The 2,060-nt window shown below is 72.2% G+C and carries 1 protein-coding gene; it reads right to left on the minus strand.

What is annotated here, in order from left to right; translation table 11 throughout:
- Window positions 1–536: 536 nt before the first annotated feature.
- Window positions 537–2,060, minus strand: a 1,524-nt coding sequence (locus M8J74_RS07000) for an LCP family protein (RefSeq protein WP_249835582.1), incomplete at its 5' end; no start/stop codon positions are given.

The raw sequence follows: 2,060 nt of genomic DNA on the forward strand, positions 1-2,060 counted from the left end.
GTCCGCCGGGGCGGCGCGGCTGTGGCCGTCGCCGCGACCGGCCGCGCCCGCCGTGCCGTCCCGCCCGCTCACCACGGCACCCGGCCTCGCCCACGACCGCTGACCGGTCCCGGACTCAGCGCGCGACGCCGGACTCAGCGCGAGAACCCCGGCCCAGCGCAAAAGGACCCCGGCCCAGCGCGAGGACCCCGGCTCAGCGCGCGGCGCCGGACACAGCGCAAGGACCCGGGCTCAGCGCGAGGCCCCGAACTCGGCGCGAGAACCCCGGCCCAGCGCAAAGGACCCCGGCTCAGCGCGCGGCCCCGAACTCGGCGCGAGGACCCAGGCTCGGCGCAAGGCCCCCGGCGCAGCGCGAGGACCCGGGCTCAGCGCGAAGACCCGAACTCAGCTCAAGGCCTCAGGCTCAGCGCGAAGACCCGGACTCAGCGCGAAGACCCGGACTCAGCGCGAAGACCCGAACTCAGCTCAAGGCCCCGGGCTCAGCGCGAAGACCCGGACTCGGCGCGAGGACCGCGGCTCAGCGCGAAGACCCTGGCTCAGGGTGCGGAGTCCTTCTTGTCGCTCGCCGCCGCGTAGGCCTGGGCCGGGGTCATGGCCACGCCGTTGATCTCGACGGTCTTGTACGGGCTGACCTTCGCGCAGGTCTTGGCCTTGTCTGCGGTCTGGGCGTGGGCGTCGGACACGGCCGCGTGCGTGTCGGCGGGGGCCGCCGACGAGCCGCCCGAGGAGGCGTACGCCGTGCCGGTGGGCCAGTCGCTGCCGATGACCAGGACCACGCCGGCCGCGCTGCCCTCGGTCAGGTGCGAGGCGGGCAGCCCCAGCGCGGAGGCGACGGTCTGGGCCTGTGCCTTCTGCCCGGGCCCGTAGGTGATCGTCGTCCTCGACGACTGGGCGGGGGCGTTGCCCGAGGTGGTGCCGGAGCCGAAGCCCTTGGCGAGGAGCGCGTCGGCGACGACCGAGGCGCGTCCGCCGGTGGTGGTGCCGTTCTCGACCTCGACGGCGACCTCGGAGGCCGGCACCGTGGCCGCCGCGGACGCGGACGGCGCGGCGGACGACTTCTTCTTGCCGCCGCTCAGCGACTGGTCGTTGACGATGGCGGCGAACAGGGCCTTCGCGGCGGCCGCGGGCACGACACGGTTGGCGTCGGACGGGTCGGCCCCCGTCTGCATGGTGGTGAACGTCATCCGCTTGGAGGGGACCTTGTTCAGGTCGGTCGCGAGGTCGACCAGCTTGGAGACGCTGCCCAGACCGGTGTCCACGGTCAGTGCCTTGGTGGCCGCGTCGGCGAGGGAGTACACCTTGCCCGGGTTCTCCAGCGTGCCCGCGCTCTTGAACTTGCGGATCATGGCGCTGAGGAAGAGGTGCTGGGAGACGGTGCGGCCCAGGTCGCTGCCGTCGCCAAAGCCGTGCCGGGAGCGGACGAACTCCAGGGCCGCGTCTCCCTTGAGGGTGTGGGTGCCCTTGGCGAGCTTGAGGTGCGAGTAGGTGTCGTAGACGTTGTCGCTGACGCACACCGACACACCGCCCACCGCGTCGGACATCTTCACGACTCCCGAGAAGTCGAGCATCACGAAGTGGTCGACGGGGATGCCGGTGAGGTCGTGGACGGTCTTGACCTGGCAGGCCGGGCCGTACTGCAGGGCGCTGTTGATCTGCCCGTAGTAGCCGGCCGTGGACTGGCTGCTGTCGGGGTCCTTGCAGGCGGGGACGTGGGTCATGGTGTCGCGGGGGATGCTCATGACCGTGGCGTTGGAGCGGTCGGCGGAGACGTGCACCAGCATCTCCACGTCCGCGTTGTGCCCGACGGTCGACTTCGCCGAGCCGCAGCCGCCGCCCAGTTTGCAGTCCGCGGCGTTGTTCCGGCCGTCCGAGCCGATCACCAGGACGTTGATCGGGGTCCGTCCGAAGGCGTCCGCCTTCTCCTTGCCGCCGGCGCCGTCGTCGAGGGCGACGCTGTTGATGTTGCCGTTGAGGTGCTCGTACAGCCAGGCGCCCGCGCCCGCCGTCACCAGGACCAGGCCCGAGACGGTGAACAGGGCTATGCGCGCCACCCGCCTGCG

This window comes from Streptomyces panaciradicis (assembly GCF_023516615.1).
GTDB classification, from domain to species: domain Bacteria; phylum Actinomycetota; class Actinomycetes; order Streptomycetales; family Streptomycetaceae; genus Streptomyces; species Streptomyces panaciradicis.